This is a genomic window from Roseovarius sp. MMSF_3350 (genome assembly GCF_030733425.1).
Classification (GTDB): domain Bacteria; phylum Pseudomonadota; class Alphaproteobacteria; order Rhodobacterales; family Rhodobacteraceae; genus Roseovarius.
In genome coordinates this window covers 20,873-34,421 of the sequence record NZ_JASHIZ010000010.1, presented here as the reverse complement: position 1 = coordinate 34,421, position 13,549 = coordinate 20,873, and the positions used below count along the sequence as shown (strand labels likewise).

The following is a 13,549-nucleotide window of genomic DNA, read 5'->3' as shown; positions in this document are numbered from 1 at the left end:
AAGATGACAATCCTGGAACGCGAGGACGACGGCGCCATCGCCCGTCTGACGATGAACCAGCCCGAAAAGCTGAACGCGCTGAGCGACGGGATGCTGGAGGCGCTGCAATCCAGTTTCGAGGCCATCGCGGAGGAGTCGTCGATCCGCGTGGTCACCCTGGCCGGGGAAGGCAAGGCGTTCTGCGCGGGCCATGACCTGAAGGAAATGACCCAAGGTCGCCAAGCCGAGGACGGCGGCAAGGCCTATTTCGCCGATCTTTTTTCGCGGTGCAGCAGACTGATGCGAACGATCCGCGACCTGCCCCAGCCGGTGATCGCCCTGCCCCACGGCATTGCCACCGCCGCGGGCTGTCAGTTGGTGGCGACATGCGACCTGGCGGTGGCGGCCACCGGCACACGGTTCGGCGTCAACGGGGTGAATATAGGGCTCTTCTGTTCCACGCCGATGGTCGCGCTCAGCCGCAACATCCCACGCAAACAGGCCTTCGAGATGCTGACGACGGGCGAATTCATCGAGACAGACCGCGCGATAGAACTGGGCCTGATCAACCGCGCGGTGCCGTATGACGGGCTGCAAGCCGCGGGCGACGCACTGGCGCATACCATCGCGGCCAAGCTGGGCGCGGCGGTGAAGATCGGGAAGCAGGCTTTCTACCGCCAGCTCGAGATGGGCATCGACGACGCGTATGCGTTTACCGGCGACGTCATGGTTGAAAACATGATGTGGCGCGACACCGAAGAGGGAATCAGCGCCTTCATCGAAAAGCGCCCGCCGGAGTGGAAACAGGACTAGACGGGCGAGAAACGGCGGGCTTCGGAGCGGGAATATCCGGCCTTTCGGTCGCCACGCGCCCGGAAAGGTTGTGTTTCTTCAATCGGTTCGCCGATTGTTAACGCTTTGCGCCCGCAGTGTTGCCAAATAAGCGGTTTTTCCGAGCCTCAATTTAGCCATTATCGACCCGAGGCTGATGCGACAGTCAAAGGGCCCCGCGCCCCGGTTTTTTTTAGCAGCTCAGTTTAGTTCCGTCGCATCGGCCTCACGATAAACTTTCGAAAACATCAGCCTGGCCGCGTTTCCTGCGGTACTTGGCAATGTTTCCAAAGCTGCGCCACAGTTTTTCCGCTTTTGCCGTTTTGTCGCCACATTCGATCCGCTACACCCGTTTGCGGGGGCATCGTGTGGGGTTAACACGACGCTATGATTACGGCGCTATGACATATCGGGTGGCGGTCTTCGGCATCTGGTCCCTCCTGGCCAGCCTCTCTCTGGCCACGTTTTCGGAGGCTTCGGACCTACCCGACCCGGCGGATCGCGCGGAGTTCCCCACACCGGGGGCGACGTCGGTTCTGCTGGGCCGTGATCTGTTCTTCGACCCGATCCTGTCGGGCAATCGCAACATCGCCTGCGGCACCTGTCATCAGCCCGACATGGGCAGTGGCGACGGCGTCTCGCTGTCGCTTGGCGAGGGCGGTCGCGGGCTGGGCCCGGCGCGGAGACGGGCCACCGAGAATCCGCCCAGGCGCCTGCCCCGCAACGCGCCGCCTCTGTTCAACCTGGGCGCGGCGGAGTTTACCGCCTTTAACCATGACGGCCGCGTGACCAGCAGAAAGACCGAACGCTACGGCATTGCATTGCCGAAGGAACTCCTGCTGGAACGCCCGGTCAGCCTGTTGGCCGCGCAGGCACTTGTTACGATGGTTTCGGCGGACGAGATGGCCGGCCATCCGGGCGAGAACATCATCGCCGACGCCGTGGCACAGGGCCGGATCGCGGGCTATGACGGCGCCTGGCAGAAGATCACCGAGCGGGTCTGGGACATCCCCGCGTATCGTCGCCGGTTCGAGTGGCTGATCGGCCCCGACGAACCCCTACACATCACCCATATCGCCGCCGTGCTGGCCGATTTCGTCAGTTACGAGTTCCGCGCCACCGACAGCCCGTTCGACGCCTTCCTGTCGGGCCGGGACGAGGCGCTGAGCAACGACCAGCTGCGCGGCATGGCGCTGTTTTATGGCAAGGCGGGCTGTGCCATGTGCCATTCCGGCACGTTTCAGACCGATCACGATTTCCATGCCATCGCCCTGCCCCAGATCGGGCCGGGCAAGGGGCATGGGGCGCACGGCAACTCCGATATCGGGCGTGGGGCGATCACCGGCCGGGCGGAGGACGCCTACAAGTTCCGTACGCCTTCTCTGCGCAACGTGGCGCTGACCGCGCCTTATGGCCATAACGGCGCCTATCGCGACCTCGGCGCGATGATCCGGCATCACGGCGACCCCGGCGCGGGGCTTGCCCAATATCCCGGCCTCACGGCGGCCTTTTTGCCCGATATCGGCGCCGATGAGACCACGCTGGAGGCCGCGATGCAGGACGACGCCGAGGTGCTGAACATCTATGCCGCTGCAACTCTTCCGGGTAACCCGTTGACGGATATGGAGATAACCAATCTCATTGGGTTTCTCGACGCGCTGACCGACCCGGTCTCGCGCGAGGGGCGGCTGGGCGTGCCCGATACCGTGCCGTCGGGCCTGCCCGTTGCGGGACTGCCGGACGACAACTGACCCTTTCCAAACCGGCCGCGACCCCTTAAATGCGGGCGCATGGCAGAGACACTTCATATCGTCGGCGGCGGCATGGCCGGGTCCGAGGCCGCGTGGCAGGCCGCCAACATGGGCGTGCGCGTGGTCATCCACGAGATGCGCCCCAAGGTCGGCACCTTCGCGCACCAGACCGGCGACCTGGCCGAGATGGTCTGTTCCAACTCCTTCCGCTCGGACGATGACGAGCAGAATGCCGTGGGCCTCTTGCACTGGGAAATGCGCCAGGCCGGCGGGCTTATCATGGAAATGGCCGAGACCCACCGCCTGCCCGCCGGCGGTGCCCTGGCCGTGGACCGCGAGGCATTCTCGCAAGGGGTGACCGCCCGGCTGCGCGCGCATCCCAATGTCACGGTCGAGGAAGGTGAAGTGACCTCGTTGCCCGACGATGGTCGCTGGATCTTCGCCACCGGTCCGCTGACCTCTCAAGGTCTGGGGGCGGCCATTGCCGCCGAAACGGGAACCGACCGGCTGGCCTTTTTCGATGCCATCGCGCCGATCGTCTATTACGACACGATCGACATGAGCCAGGCGTGGATGCAATCGCGCTATGACAAGGGGGCAACCGAGGAGGAGCGTACCGCCTATCTCAACTGCCCGATGACGCGCGACCAGTACGAGACCTTCATCGATGCCCTGCTGGCCGCCGACAAGACCGAGTTTCACGAGGGCGAGACGGCGACCTATTTCGACGGCTGCCTGCCCATCGAGGTGATGGCCGAACGGGGCCGCGAGACGCTGCGGCATGGCCCGATGAAACCCGTGGGCCTGACCAATCCCCACCAGCCGGACGTAAAGCCCTGGGCCGTGGTGCAGCTGCGCCGGGACAACGCGCTCGGCACGCTCTACAACATCGTCGGCTTCCAGACAAAGATGAAGTACGGCGCGCAAACAGATGTTTTCAAAATGATTCCCGGGCTGGAGAATGCCAGCTTCGCGCGCCTGGGCGGCATCCACCGCAACACGTTCCTGAATTCGCCGACGCTGCTGGACGACCAGATGCGCCTGCGCGCCAGGCCACACATCCGCTTCGCCGGCCAGATCACCGGCGTCGAGGGTTATGTCGAATCCGCCGCCATGGGCCTTCTGGCCGGGCGACTGGCCGCCGGAGAGATCCTGGGCCGCCCCCTGCCCGCACCGCCCCAGGACACCGCCATGGGCGCTCTAATCCACCACATCACCGGCGGGGCCGAGGCCAAGACGTTCCAGCCGATGAACGTCAATTTCGGCCTCTTCCGCCCCGTCGACGGGCTCAAGGGCGGGCGCCGGGGGCGGCGTGACCGCTACAAGGCCTATACCGACCGCGCCAAGGCGGCCTGGACCGGCTGGCTGGGCGAAACAGAAGTGGACGCCGCCGAAACCGTGTGATCTTGTTCGGACATGGCTGAGAATTTTTTCGACAAGGCCTATAACACGGCCGATCCGGATCAGACCCGCGCGCTCTATGACGCGTGGGCGGCCAGCTATGACGCCGAAATCGCAGCCAACGGTTATGCCACGCCAGGCCGCGTGGCCGACGCGATGTTCCGCTTCACCAGGGAACCCGAGGCGCCGCTTCTGGACTATGGCTGCGGCACGGGCCTGTCGGGGCTGGCACTGAAGCTCGCGGGGTTCACCACGCTCGACGGCATGGACCCCAGCCACGAGATGCTGGACGGCGCTCGGCGCAAGGCCGTCTACCGTACCCTGACACGGATCGATCTGTCGGACCCCGCCCCGATCCCGGCGGGGGCCTATCGGGCCATCACCTGCATCGGCGTGATCGGTACCGGCGCGGCGCCGGCTTCTACGCTCGACCTGGTGATGCGCGCGCTGCCCAAGGGCGGTCTGCTGGGGTTCAGCCTGAACGACCACGCGCTGGCCGACCCGCAATACGAGGGCGCGTTGAATGGCTGGCTCGACTGCGGCGCGGCGCGGCTGCTGTTTCGCGAGCACGGGCCCCACCTGCCCGGCCAGAACCTGAAGTCCAACGTCTATATCATTGAGAAAGCGTGAGTTTCCGAACGAGGTTCGCCCCGTCTCCGACGGGCCCCCTGCATCTGGGACATGCCTATTCGGCCCTGCTGGGGCATGACATGGCGCGGGCCCGCGGCGGCGCCTTTCTGCTGCGAATGGAGGACACCGACCTGCAACGCAGCAAACCGGAATGGGACGCGCAGATCCTTGACGACCTGACATGGCTGGGCCTGAGCTGGGACGGGCCCGTGCTGCGCCAATCCGAGCACCTCGGAACCTACGATCCCGCGCTGGACCAGCTCGCCGCGATGGGCCTGCTCTATCCCTGCTCCTGCTCGCGCAGCCAGATCCAGGCCGCGCTCGCCGCCCCGCAGGAGGGCGTCACCCACGAGGTCTATCCCGGAACCTGCAAGCATCGCAGCATGTCGAGCCGCCGGCCCGGCGACGCGCTGCGCCTGCACCTTGACCGGGCGCTGGCGCATTTCGGCGGCCTCTATCCCGACTTCGAGGAAACCGGCCCGTTGTATACCGGCACGCACCGGATCGACCCGGACCACGCCCTGGCCGAGATCGGCGACGTGGTCCTGTCGCGCAAGGGCGAGGATATCGTCGCATATTTCCTCGCCTCCGCGCTCGATGACATTCGGCAGGAGATCACCGACGTTGTGCGCGGTGAGGATCTCTTCGGTTTCGTGCCGATCCAGGTGATCCTGCTCAGCCTTCTGGGCCATGCAATCCCGCGCTATCACCATCACCGCCTGATCCGTGACGAGGAGGGCAAACGCCTGGCCAAGCGCGACGACGCCCGCAGCATCGCCACCTATCGCGACGCGGGCAAGACCCCGGACGATATCCGTATCATGATCGGGCTGTAACGTACGGAATTCCCGGCTTTTTCTTGCCGGAAACACTCATGGCGCGACCGGCGCCATAAGCTCGACCTCGAGCCCCTCTCGGACACCTGTATAGAAGCAGCTGCGCCGGTTGGTATGGCAGGCCGGCCCGGTCTGGTCGACCAACACCAGCAGGCAGTCACGGTCGCAATCCACCCGGAATTCCACCAGCTTTTGCACGTGACCCGAGCTTTCGCCCTTGATCCAGAACGCCTGGCGCGAGCGGCTCCAATAGGTGACGCGCCCGGTTTCCAGCGTGCGGGCCACGGACTCGGCGTTCATCCACGCCATCATCAGCACCTCGCCGCTCGCCGCATCCTGCGCGATGGCAGGGATCAGACCCTGGTCGTTGAAGCGCAAGCTGGAAACATCGAACTCCATGTCAGAAAACCTTTTGCCTTGCCGGTGTCAGCCCTTATCTATGGGGTCAACGACGAAAGGGAAAGCCATGAGCGGCGAGACCGACCTGATCAAGCTCTATTCCGCGCGGATCCTCGAACTGGCCGCCGACATCCCGCATCATGGCCGGCTGGACGCGCCGGATGCGACAGTGAAACGCCGCGCGCCGCTTTGCGGCTCGACCGTGACGGTGGATCTGGTAACCGATGGCGACCGGATCACCGACTATGCCGCCGAGGTGAAGGCCTGTGCACTGGGGCAAGCAGCGGCGAGCGTGGTGGGCCGCGGCATCATCGGCTGCACCTATGCCCAGGTGGTCGAGGCGCGCGACGCGTTGAAGGCGATGCTGAAGTCGGACGGGCCGACGCCGCCCGCGCCGTTCGACGGGCTGGAAGTGCTGCGCCCGGCGCAGGACTACAAGAACCGCCACGCCTCGATCCTGCTGACGCTGGAGGCCACGGCGGAGGCCATGGAAGAGGCTCGCGCCACGGCTTGATGTCAGGCAGAGAGTCTTCGTACGAAGACTCTTGTTCACCGCACCACTTCGATCGTCGCGTGATCCATGCCGTAGCTGTCGCGCAGGGCCTCCCTGACCTGTGATTTGACCGCCTCGGTGTCGTATCCCTCGGTCACGACAAGGTTCAGCGTCACCATCGGTCGCTCCTGCGTCACCTGCCAGGCGTGAACGTGGCTGACCTCGGCGACCCCCGCCACCTCGCGCGTGAGCCTGTCCGCCATCTCGCGTCGGTCGAACCCGCGCGGCGCGCCTTCCAGCAGGATGTGCCCGCTTTCGCGCACTACTTTCAATGCCGAACGCAGGATGATCACCGCCACCAGAGCCGACAGGATCGGGTCGATCGGCATCCAGCCGGTCCAGAGGATAACCAGCGACGCCACTATCGCGGCAACCGAGCCCAAGAGGTCCCCCGCCACGTGCAATGCAGCGGCGCGGATGTTGAGGTTATCGCTGTTCTCGCGGGTCAACACCCAGAAGCTGGCGATATTCACCACCAGCCCTGCCAGCGCGACCCCCAGCATCAGCCCGCCCAGCACCTCGACAGGTTGCGCCAACCGCCGCACCGCTTCGATCACGATCCAGATCGCGATGGCAAAGAGCGTCAGGCCGTTGACGAAAGCCGCCAGCACCGAGAACCGGTCGTAGCCATAGGTCCGTTTCCAGTCTGCCGGCCGGCGCGCGATGCGAAAGGCGAACCACGCCAGCATCAGCGAGGCGAAGTCGGTCAGCATGTGGCCTGCATCGGCCAAGAGCGCCAGCGAGCCCGACAGGATGCCGCCCACCAGTTCGGCCAGCATGAAGCCGCCTGTCAGGGCGGCCGCGATGGCGATGGTGCGTTCCTTGCTGGGGACGTGGCTGTGCCCGTGGGCGTGGGAATGGTCGTGCATGGCGTGGGTTCCTGGGGCGCAGCCTCTCACGCGCCGCCGAACTCCGCAATCTGCCGCGTCAAAGATTCTTCGTACGAAGAATCTTTGACCCTGCGCGCAAAAAAACCGCCGCACGCTGGAACAGCGGCGGCGGAAGGAATGCGTGATCCGCTTTGGCGCGTCGTGTCCGGGGAAGAGGCAACACCCCGGGACAAGGGGACAGTAGCAGGCCGCGTCAGGGGACAGGAGACGCAAGCGCGACGCGCAAGGGATATACGCAGGCAGAAACGGTTACATCAGTCCCGGCAGGTAGAGCCCGCCCACCAGCGTGACGACCAGCGCCGCACCACCGATGAAATCACCGAGCAGAGTGTCGGCAGAGCGTTTGGCAGCGGTCTTGATCTGGGTCAGCATCGGGTGGCTCCTTGGTGCCGTGGACTTCTGTTGCTTCTTTGTTCTCATTTTGGAAATGGTTTGTAAAGAACTTTATAAGAACATTTGCGAACTTTATGGGAATTAATCTGCCAACCCTCTGAAATGATGCCAGAATTAACCGTTAATTTTTCTTTGAACCCGTCACCGCCCGGCTGCGACTTCCAGTTAGTCTCAACGGAAAAGAAAGTGGAACAATGGCGGACAAGGATCACAAGAAGTGGATCGAAATCCTTTCAGTCGGCACGCCTGTGCAGCGAGAAGATGCCAGCGACGTGTTCGACCCACCCGAGAGCTTTCTGCTCTTGCCGGACGTGCAGATTGCGCCCGAGCGCCCTGGCTCTGACGAATTCGATTTCAAGGCATCCGACGGTGGCGAGGAAACCGCTTTCGGTGTCACGGACGTGCTGGTCAGCAGCTATCAGACGGGCGGATCAGGCAGCACCGATCGGGACGTGGTCCCCGAGCCCGACCTGACACCGGATTTCGGCATGGCGGATCATTTCGATTTCATCTGAGCGTCGCGGCGCGCCTCATCCGACCGACAACAGGCGGATGGCCTCGTCCTGGCCCATCAGCCACAGCAGAACGCGGGCGGCCTGTCCGCGCTCCGACTGCAATTCGGGGTCGTCGGCCAGCAGTTTCCGCGCATCGGTCTGGGCGGTGGCCATCAACCCCGCCTGCGCTTCCATGTCGGCGATGCGAAACCGCGGCAGGCCCGATTGCGCCGTGCCGATAAGGTCGCCGACGCCGCGCATTTCAAGATCCACCTCGGCGATGCGAAAGCCGTCCTCGGTCTCGCGCATCGTGTCCATCCGGCGCTGCCCGCCCTCCGAGAGCGGCGCCTGATACATCAACAGGCAGGTTGACTGCGCCTCGCCCCGCCCCACACGCCCGCGCAGCTGGTGCAATTGCGCGAGCCCGAAATGCTCGGCCCGTTCGATCACCATGATCGAGGCGTTGGGAACGTCCACCCCCACCTCGATCACCGTGGTCGAGACCAGAACGCTAGTTTCGCCGCGCTGGAAGGCGGCCATCGACGCATCCTTCTCGACGGGGGGCATCTGGCCGTGGACCAGCCCAACGCGCCCCTCGCCCAAGGCCGCGCGCAGGTGCTTGAAGCGTTCCTCGGCGCTGGTCAGGTCCATCACCTCCGATTCCTCGACCAGCGGACAGACCCAGTAGGCCTGCCGCCCTTCGGCAATGGCGCCGCGCAGGTGCTCGACGACCTCCTGCATTCGGGCCATGTTGGTCAGCGCGGTCTTGATCGGTTTCCGGCCGGGCGGTTTCTCGTCGAGGATCGAGACATCCATGTCGCCGTATTGCGCCAGCGCCAGGCTGCGCGGAATCGGCGTGGCGGTCATCACCAATACGTCGACGGCGCTACCCTTGCGCCCCAGCTCCAACCGCTGGCGCACGCCGAAGCGGTGCTGTTCGTCCACCACGGCCAGGCGCAGGTCGTGAAATTCCACGTCTTTCTGGAACACCGCATGGGTGCCCACGAGGATATGGATATCACCGCGCTGCAACGCCTCCAGCTTGGCGCGCCGCTCGGCCCCCTTGTCGCGCCCCGTTAGCAATTCCAGCACCACGCCCGCGGACTCCGCCAGCGGACGCAACCCTTCCAGGTGCTGCCGCGCCAGGATCTCGGTGGGGGCCATCATCACCCCCTGCCCGCCCGCCTCGACCGCGACCAGAAGCGCCATCAGCGCCACCAGCGTCTTTCCCGCGCCCACGTCCCCCTGCAACAGGCGGTTCATACGCAGGGGCGCGGCCATGTCGTCACTGATCTCGGCAATGGCGCGGGTCTGGGCATCGGTGGGCGTGTAGGGCAAGGCGGCGCGGACCTTTGCCTGCAAAATGCCCGTGGCCTCGCTCACCCGGCCCTTGCCGCGCCGCATCCTGGCGCGGGCCAGCGCGAGGGTCAGCTGGTGCGCCATGAACTCGTCATAGGCCAGCCGCGTGCGGGCCGGATCGGTCGCCGCCAGATCGCCCATTTTCGCGGGGGAATGGGCCTGCTCCAGCGCCGCGTGCCAGTCCGGCCAGTCACCTTGGGCCTTTTGCGACGGGTCGATCCACTCGGCCAGTTCCGGCGCGCGGGCCAGGGCCGATCGCACCGCCTTGGCCATGGTCTTTTGCGTCACCCCGGCGGTCAGTGGATAGACCGGCTCGAAATCCGGGATCTCGCCCGCCTCTTCCACGGGCAGGATGTGATCGGGATGCACCATCTGCGCCATCCCGTCGAAGAGTTCCACCTTGCCCGAGACCACCCGGCGCGCGCCGGTCGGCAAAACGCGGTTGAGGTAATCATCGCGGCCGTTGAAGAACACCAGTTGAAAGCCGATCTGGGCATCCTCGACCTGTATGCGATAAGGCCGCCCGCGCGACCGGGGCGGATCGTGCCGGCCCACCGTGACCTCGACCGTGACCGTGCCGGGCAAATCCGCGCCCTGCACCGTGTCACGCTTGCGCCGGTCGATGCCGGAATGCGGCAACGTGAAAAGCAGGTCCCGCGGCCGCGTAATTTGCAGCGCCTCCAGTGTCTTGGCGGTCTTCGGTCCGACGCCTTCCAGCGTTTCCAGCTCCGCGAAAAGCGGAAAGAGGATCTCGGGCCGGGTGCTCATGCGTCGCCGATCAGTTCCAGCCAGCCATCCTCGTCGATGGTCTCGATGCCCAGCTCCTCGGCCTTTTTCGCCTTGCTGCCTGCACCGGGCCCGGCCACCAGCAGGTCGGTCTTGGCCGAGACCGAGCCAGAGACCTTGGCGCCCAGGGCTTCGGCCCGGGCCTTGGCCTCGGCGCGGGTCATCTTTTCCAGCGTGCCGGTAAAGACGACCGTCTTTCCCGCCACAGGGCTGCCATCGGTGGAGGGGGCCGCGGCCTCCTCGATGTCGAGATGCGCTATCAGCCGGTCGATGCTCTCGCGCTCGTGGTCCTGCGCAAAGGCGGTGACAAGGCTGCGGGCCATGACCGCTCCGACCCCGTCGATCGACAGCAGGTTTTCCCACTCCGGCCCTTCGCAGTCTTTCGCGGCGTCCATGGCCTTGGTGAAGTCGTCCCACCTGCCATAGCTGCGCGCGATGAGGTTGCTGGCCTGCTCGCCGACGTGGCGGATGCCGAGGGCAAAGAGCACACGGCCGAAGGGGATCGACCGCTTGTCCTCGATGGCCTCGAACAGGTTTTCTGCGCTCTTCTCGCCCCAGCCTTCGCGGTTCTTCAACTGCTTCACGCCCGAGCCGTAGCGATCGTGCAGGGTGAAGATGTCGGCAGGCTCCTTCACCCAGCCGTCGCGATAGAACTGTTCGACCTGTTTCGCGCCCAGCCCCTCGATGTCGAATGCCGCGCGGGAGACGAAATGTTTCAGCTTTTCAACAGCCTGCGCGGGACAGATGAGCCCGCCGGAGCAGCGGCGCACGGCGTCGCCCTCCTCGCGGATCGCCTCGGACCCGCATTCGGGGCATTCGGTCGGGAATTCGTAGGGTTTCGCCCCTTTCGGCCGCTTCGACAGATCCACATCGGCCACTTTCGGGATCACGTCGCCGGCGCGGTAGACCTGAACCCAGTCGCCCTCGCGGATGTCCTTGCCGCCGCGAATCTCATGCCCCTTGCTATCGAGACCCTTGATGTAATCCTCGTTGTGCAGGGTGGCGTTGCTGACCACCACGCCGCCCACGGTGACCGGGGTCAGGCGCGCCACCGGCGAAAGCGCTCCGGTTCGGCCGACCTGGATCTCGATCTTTTCCAGAGTGGTCCAGGCGAGTTCCGCGGGAAACTTGTGCGCCGTGGCCCAGCGAGGCGTGGTGCTGCGAAAGCCCAGCCGGCGTTGCAGGTCCAACTCGTTGACCTTGTAGACCACGCCGTCGATGTCATAGCCTAGGCTGGCGCGCTGTTGTTCGATCTTGTCGTAATGCGCCTGCATCTCCACCGGACCGTCGCAGAGTGCTGTCAGCGGATTGGTCTGGAATCCCAGTTTGCCCAGCCGCTCGATGGCCGCCATTTGCGTATCGGCCAGCGCCTCGCTGACCTCGCCCCAGGCATAGGCGAAGAAACGCAGGGGCCGTGCCCTGGTGATGCTGCTGTCGAGCTGCCGGAGCGAGCCGGCAGCGGCGTTGCGCGGGTTGGCGAAGGTCTTGGCGCCCGCCTCGGCCTGCCGTGCGTTGAGCGCCTCGAAATCGGCGTGGCTCATGTAGACCTCGCCGCGCACTTCCAGCACGTCGGGCGCGTTTGTCAGCGTCACGGGAATGTCGTCAATGGTGCGGGCATTGGCGGTCACGTTCTCGCCGATCGCGCCGTCGCCCCGCGTGGCGGCTTGCACCAGCTTGCCCCCCTCGTAGCGCAGGCTCAGGCTCAGACCGTCGATCTTGGGTTCGGCGGTATAGTCGAGCCGGGCGTCGGCCTTGAGGCCAAGATAGCGGCGGATCCGGTCGTCGAACTCCTCGACCTCGGCGTCGTCGAATACATTCGACAGGCTCAGCATCCGCACCGCGTGCGTGACCTTGGCAAAGCCTTCGGCCGGGGCCGCACCGACCTGTTCTGTCGGGCTGTCGTCCCGCTTGAGGTGGGGGAATCGGGCTTCGATCGCGGCGTTGCGGGCCTTGAGCGCATCGTATTCGGCATCGGTCATCTCGGGCGCATCGTCCCGGTGGTAGGCCTCGTTGGCCTCGGCCAGCACCGTGGCCAGGCGGGCCAGCTCCTCTCTCGCGTCCGTTTGCCTCAGGCTCTCTACGGGTTTGTCGGCGGTCATGCCCTGTCCTTTGCGCTTCTGCCGGTCGGCTTCTCCTTCGAAGTGTTAATGCCTTTCGCACCGAAGCTGAATTACCGATTTTCGTCCCCGGGCCTGGCGGCCCCCGTCAGCAGCGCCGGTCCCATCCCGCCCGCGCGCTGGTGGCCGCGATGTGCACCGGCCAGGCGCCGCAAACGAAACCGGGCCCGGCAGGTGCGCCGAGCCCGGTCTGCTGGAGGGCCGTCTTGAATTCTTGCGCCGGATCATGACATGGCGGTTAGGCCAAGCGTAGAGCCGCCATAGCGCAGGCCACGATCCTGCGGGTCGGGGACGGACCTTGCCGATGTTCCGCCGCGGCGTCAGGCACCCACTGCGAGCCGCGGACCGTCTTCCTTGCCCTCGTTCGGGTCCGGGTCGCGCAGAACATAGCCGCGGCCCCAGACCGTATCGATATAATTTTCGCCGTCTGTCGCTTCGGCGAGTTTCTTGCGCAGCTTGCAAATGAAGACGTCGATGATCTTCAGTTCCGGTTCGTCCATGCCGCCGTAAAGATGATTGAGGAACATCTCCTTGGTCAGGGTCGTGCCCTTGCGCAGACTGAGAAGTTCCAGCATCTGATATTCCTTGCCCGTCAGGTGCACCGTCTTGCCGCCCACATCCACCGTCTTCGCATCGAGGTTCACGTTCACCTTGCCGGTGCGGATCACCGACTGCGAGTGGCCCTTGGACCGGCGGATGATCGCGTGGATACGCGCCACCAGTTCCTCGCGGTGGAAGGGTTTGGTCAGGTAGTCATCGGCGCCGAAGCCGAAGCCCTTGATCTTGTTCTCGGTGTCGTCGGCCCCTGACAGGATCAGGATCGGCGTGTCGATCCGTGCAAGCCTGAGTTGCCGCAGCACCTCGTGTCCGTTCATGTCCGGCAGGCCAAGATCGAGCAGGATCAGGTCGTAATCGTAAAGCTTGGCCAGATCTATCCCCTCCTCGCCCAGGTCCGTGCTGTACACGTTCAGGTTGGCATGGGTGAGCATCAGCTCGATGCTTTTCGAGGTGTTCGGATCGTCTTCGACCAAAAGAACGCGCATGTTGCAATCTCCACTGGTATCCTTGTCCGGATCGATACTCCCGGAAATTGGTTAACCGCTGGTTACCTTGGAAGAACAATTAGCGCT

At 64.8% G+C, this 13,549-nt stretch carries 13 protein-coding genes; 7 read left to right on the top strand and 6 right to left on the bottom strand.

Going from position 1 to position 13,549, the window contains the following annotated elements; genetic code table 11:
- Positions 1-3 precede the first annotated feature (3 nt).
- From RBB31_RS11060 to gluQRS, 5 genes are all read left to right on the top strand, one after another.
- Complete coding sequence (locus RBB31_RS11060; protein WP_306129352.1) at positions 4-792, top strand: enoyl-CoA hydratase; 789 nt, start codon at positions 4-6, stop codon at positions 790-792.
- Positions 793-1,211: 419 nt separating this feature from the next.
- Positions 1,212-2,561 carry a cytochrome-c peroxidase gene (locus RBB31_RS11055; RefSeq protein WP_306129351.1) on the top strand — a complete coding sequence of 450 codons (1,350 nt, stop codon included), beginning with the start codon at positions 1,212-1,214 and terminating at the stop codon, positions 2,559-2,561.
- 39 nt (positions 2,562-2,600) lie between these two features.
- The gene (gene trmFO, locus RBB31_RS11050) at positions 2,601-3,965 is read left to right on the top strand and encodes a methylenetetrahydrofolate--tRNA-(uracil(54)-C(5))-methyltransferase (FADH(2)-oxidizing) TrmFO (protein WP_306129350.1); all 1,365 of its coding nucleotides are present in this window, start codon (positions 2,601-2,603) and stop codon (positions 3,963-3,965) included.
- Between the two features lie 12 nt (positions 3,966-3,977).
- Entirely contained in the window at positions 3,978-4,592 is a 615-nt protein-coding gene (locus RBB31_RS11045) for a class I SAM-dependent methyltransferase (RefSeq protein WP_306129349.1), read from the top strand.
- On the top strand, positions 4,589-5,428 hold the full coding sequence (gene gluQRS / locus RBB31_RS11040; protein WP_306129348.1) for a tRNA glutamyl-Q(34) synthetase GluQRS: 840 nt from the start codon (positions 4,589-4,591) through the stop codon (positions 5,426-5,428). Before RBB31_RS11045 ends, gluQRS begins: the two co-directional genes overlap by 4 nt.
- Positions 5,429-5,464: 36 nt before the next feature.
- Here the strand turns inward: gluQRS and hisI are convergent, their stop codons facing one another.
- On the bottom strand, positions 5,465-5,827 hold the full coding sequence (gene hisI, locus RBB31_RS11035; RefSeq protein ID WP_306129347.1) for a phosphoribosyl-AMP cyclohydrolase: 363 nt from the start codon (positions 5,825-5,827) through the stop codon (positions 5,465-5,467).
- 67 nt (positions 5,828-5,894) lie between these two features.
- Here hisI and RBB31_RS11030 point away from each other — a divergent pair, with 67 nt between their 5' ends.
- The gene (locus RBB31_RS11030) at positions 5,895-6,341 is read left to right on the top strand and encodes an iron-sulfur cluster assembly scaffold protein (RefSeq protein ID WP_306129346.1); all 447 of its coding nucleotides are present in this window, start codon (positions 5,895-5,897) and stop codon (positions 6,339-6,341) included.
- Between the two features lie 35 nt (positions 6,342-6,376).
- On the opposite strand, the gene RBB31_RS11025 is transcribed toward RBB31_RS11030, so the two are convergent.
- Together RBB31_RS11025 and RBB31_RS11020 are read right to left on the bottom strand one after the other, a co-directional pair.
- The gene (locus RBB31_RS11025) at positions 6,377-7,249 is read right to left on the bottom strand and encodes a cation diffusion facilitator family transporter (RefSeq protein WP_306129345.1); all 873 of its coding nucleotides are present in this window, start codon (positions 7,247-7,249) and stop codon (positions 6,377-6,379) included.
- A 270-nt stretch (positions 7,250-7,519) separates the two neighbouring features.
- Positions 7,520-7,642 carry a hypothetical protein gene (locus RBB31_RS11020; protein ID WP_268873912.1) on the bottom strand — a complete coding sequence of 41 codons (123 nt, stop codon included), beginning with the start codon at positions 7,640-7,642 and terminating at the stop codon, positions 7,520-7,522.
- A 215-nt stretch (positions 7,643-7,857) separates the two neighbouring features.
- Between RBB31_RS11020 and RBB31_RS11015 the strand changes: the two genes are divergently transcribed.
- Positions 7,858-8,178, top strand: coding sequence for a hypothetical protein (locus RBB31_RS11015; RefSeq protein ID WP_306129344.1), 321 nt, complete (start codon positions 7,858-7,860; stop codon positions 8,176-8,178).
- Between the two features lie 15 nt (positions 8,179-8,193).
- Here the strand turns inward: RBB31_RS11015 and recG are convergent, their stop codons facing one another.
- The 3 genes from recG to ctrA all read right to left on the bottom strand — a co-directional run bounded on the left by recG (position 8,194) and on the right by ctrA (position 13,462).
- Positions 8,194-10,284, bottom strand: coding sequence for an ATP-dependent DNA helicase RecG (recG, locus tag RBB31_RS11010; RefSeq protein ID WP_306129343.1), 2,091 nt, complete (start codon positions 10,282-10,284; stop codon positions 8,194-8,196).
- A complete protein-coding gene (gene ligA, locus RBB31_RS11005) occupies positions 10,281-12,401 on the bottom strand; it encodes an NAD-dependent DNA ligase LigA (RefSeq protein ID WP_306129342.1) in 2,121 nt (706 codons plus the stop codon). Before ligA ends, recG begins: the two co-directional genes overlap by 4 nt.
- 338 nt (positions 12,402-12,739) lie before the next feature.
- Positions 12,740-13,462, bottom strand: a complete 723-nt coding sequence (gene ctrA, locus RBB31_RS11000; RefSeq protein ID WP_306129341.1) for a response regulator transcription factor CtrA — start codon at positions 13,460-13,462, stop codon at positions 12,740-12,742.
- Between the last annotated feature and the right edge of the window lie 87 nt (positions 13,463-13,549).

Excerpts from the sequence above, each read along its gene's own strand:
- RBB31_RS11060 (WP_306129352.1), top strand. The coding sequence starts at position 4 with ATGACAATCCTGGAACGCGAGGACGACGGCGCCATCGCCCGTCTGACG.
- RBB31_RS11055 (WP_306129351.1), top strand. The coding sequence starts at position 1,212 with ATGACATATCGGGTGGCGGTCTTCGGCATCTGGTCCCTCCTGGCCAGC.
- trmFO (WP_306129350.1), top strand. The coding sequence starts at position 2,601 with ATGGCAGAGACACTTCATATCGTCGGCGGCGGCATGGCCGGGTCCGAG.
- RBB31_RS11045 (WP_306129349.1), top strand. The coding sequence starts at position 3,978 with ATGGCTGAGAATTTTTTCGACAAGGCCTATAACACGGCCGATCCGGAT.
- hisI (WP_306129347.1), bottom strand. The coding sequence starts at position 5,827 with ATGGAGTTCGATGTTTCCAGCTTGCGCTTCAACGACCAGGGTCTGATC.
- RBB31_RS11030 (WP_306129346.1), top strand. The coding sequence starts at position 5,895 with ATGAGCGGCGAGACCGACCTGATCAAGCTCTATTCCGCGCGGATCCTC.
- RBB31_RS11025 (WP_306129345.1), bottom strand. The coding sequence starts at position 7,249 with ATGCACGACCATTCCCACGCCCACGGGCACAGCCACGTCCCCAGCAAG.
- RBB31_RS11020 (WP_268873912.1), bottom strand. The coding sequence starts at position 7,642 with ATGCTGACCCAGATCAAGACCGCTGCCAAACGCTCTGCCGACACTCTG.
- RBB31_RS11015 (WP_306129344.1), top strand. The coding sequence starts at position 7,858 with ATGGCGGACAAGGATCACAAGAAGTGGATCGAAATCCTTTCAGTCGGC.
- recG (WP_306129343.1), bottom strand. The coding sequence starts at position 10,284 with ATGAGCACCCGGCCCGAGATCCTCTTTCCGCTTTTCGCGGAGCTGGAA.
- ligA (WP_306129342.1), bottom strand. The coding sequence starts at position 12,401 with ATGACCGCCGACAAACCCGTAGAGAGCCTGAGGCAAACGGACGCGAGA.
- ctrA (WP_306129341.1), bottom strand. The coding sequence starts at position 13,462 with ATGCGCGTTCTTTTGGTCGAAGACGATCCGAACACCTCGAAAAGCATC.